At 50.3% G+C, this 1,847-nt stretch carries 2 rRNA genes (1 of these 2 running past the window's edge); both read left to right on the top strand.

Annotated features, from left to right (window positions below):
* Positions 1 to 1,645 (top strand): 23S ribosomal RNA (locus AC1RPX_RS07540); it begins 1,374 nt to the left of the window's first position.
* An 85-nt stretch (positions 1,646 to 1,730) separates the two neighbouring features.
* Positions 1,731 to 1,846 (top strand): 5S ribosomal RNA (gene rrf, locus AC1RPX_RS07535).
* Position 1,847 lies beyond the last annotated feature (1 nt).

Below are 1,847 nucleotides of genomic sequence, written 5' to 3'. Positions count from 1 at the left end.
CAGTGGAGCGCTTAGAAGTGAGAATGCCGGTATGAGTAGCGAAAGACAGGTGAGAATCCTGTCCACCGAATGACTAAGGTTTCCTGGGGAAGGCTCGTCCTCCCAGGGTTAGTCGGGACCTAAGTCGAGGCCGAGAGGCGTAGACGATGGATAACAGGTTGAGATTCCTGTACTAGTTATATTTGTTTGAACGATGGAGGGACGCAGCAGGCTAAGGAAGCGCACTGATGGATATGTGCGTCCAAGCAATAAGTCTGAAGTTGAGTTAAATGCTTAACTTTAAGGACAAGTTGTGATGGGGAGCGAAATTAAGTAGCGAAGTAACTGATGTCACACTGCCAAGAAAAGCTTCTAGTTAGAATATAACTACCCGTACCGCAAACCGACACAGGTAGTCGAGGAGAGTATCCTAAGGTGTGCGAGAGAACTCTCGTTAAGGAACTCGGCAAAATGACCCCGTAACTTCGGGAGAAGGGGTGCTGACCGAAAGGTCAGCCGCAGTGAATAGGCCCAAACGACTGTTTATCAAAAACACAGGTTTCTGCAAAATCGTAAGATGACGTATAGGGGCTGACGCCTGCCCGGTGCTGGAAGGTTAAGAGGATGAGTTAGCTTCGGCGAAGCCCAGAATTGAAGCCCCAGTAAACGGCGGCCGTAACTATAACGGTCCTAAGGTAGCGAAATTCCTTGTCGGGTAAGTTCCGACCCGCACGAAAGGCGTAACGATTTGGGCACTGTCTCAACGAGAGACTCGGTGAAATTATAATACCCGTGAAGATGCGGGTTACCCGCGACAGGACGGAAAGACCCCATGGAGCTTTACTGTAGCTTGATATTGAGTGTTTGTATAACTTGTACAGGATAGGTAGGAGCCGTAGAGACCGGAACGCTAGTTTCGGAGGAGGCATTGGTGGGATACTACCCTCGTTGTATGAACACTCTAACCCTCGCCACTAATCGTGGTGGGAGACAGTGTCAGGTGGGCAGTTTGACTGGGGCGGTCGCCTCCTAAAAGGTAACGGAGGCGCCCAAAGGTTCCCTCAGAATGGTTGGAAATCATTCGCAGAGTGTAAAGGCACAAGGGAGCTTGACTGCGAGACTTACAGGTCGAGCAGGGACGAAAGTCGGGCTTAGTGATCCGGTGGTTCCGTATGGAAGGGCCATCGCTCAACGGATAAAAGCTACCCTGGGGATAACAGGCTTATCTCCCCCAAGAGTCCACATCGACGGGGAGGTTTGGCACCTCGATGTCGGCTCATCGCATCCTGGGGCTGTAGTCGGTCCCAAGGGTTGGGCTGTTCGCCCATTAAAGCGGTACGCGAGCTGGGTTCAGAACGTCGTGAGACAGTTCGGTCCCTATCCGTCGCGGGCGTAGGAAATTTGAGAGGAGCTGTCCTTAGTACGAGAGGACCGGGATGGACATACCTCTGGTGTACCAGTTGTTCTGCCAAGGGCATCGCTGGGTAGCTATGTATGGATGAGATAAACGCTGAAAGCATCTAAGTGTGAAGCTCACCTCGAGATTAGATTTCCCATTCCTTTATGGAAGTAAGACCCCTGAAAGATTATCAGGTAGATAGGTTGGAAGTGGAAGTACAGTGATGTATGGAGCGGACCAATACTAATCGGTCGAGGACTTAACCACAAAGTGGTGTGAAACGGTGTACGGCTTAAAAATCAATGATAAATATTAGCTAGTTTTGAGAGAATAAGTTTTCTCAAAAAAAGAGTGTGGTGGCGATAGCAAGAAGGATACACCTGTTCCCATGTCGAACACAGAAGTTAAGCTTCTTAGCGCCAAGAGTAGTTGGGGGTCGCCCCCTGCGAGGGTAGGACGTTGCCATGCT

The sequence above is a fragment of the Dellaglioa sp. CoH-56-MRSF-14 genome, from assembly GCF_056782115.1.
Note: the sequence above shows the minus strand (reverse complement) of the source record. Positions and strands in the feature narration are given on the sequence as shown.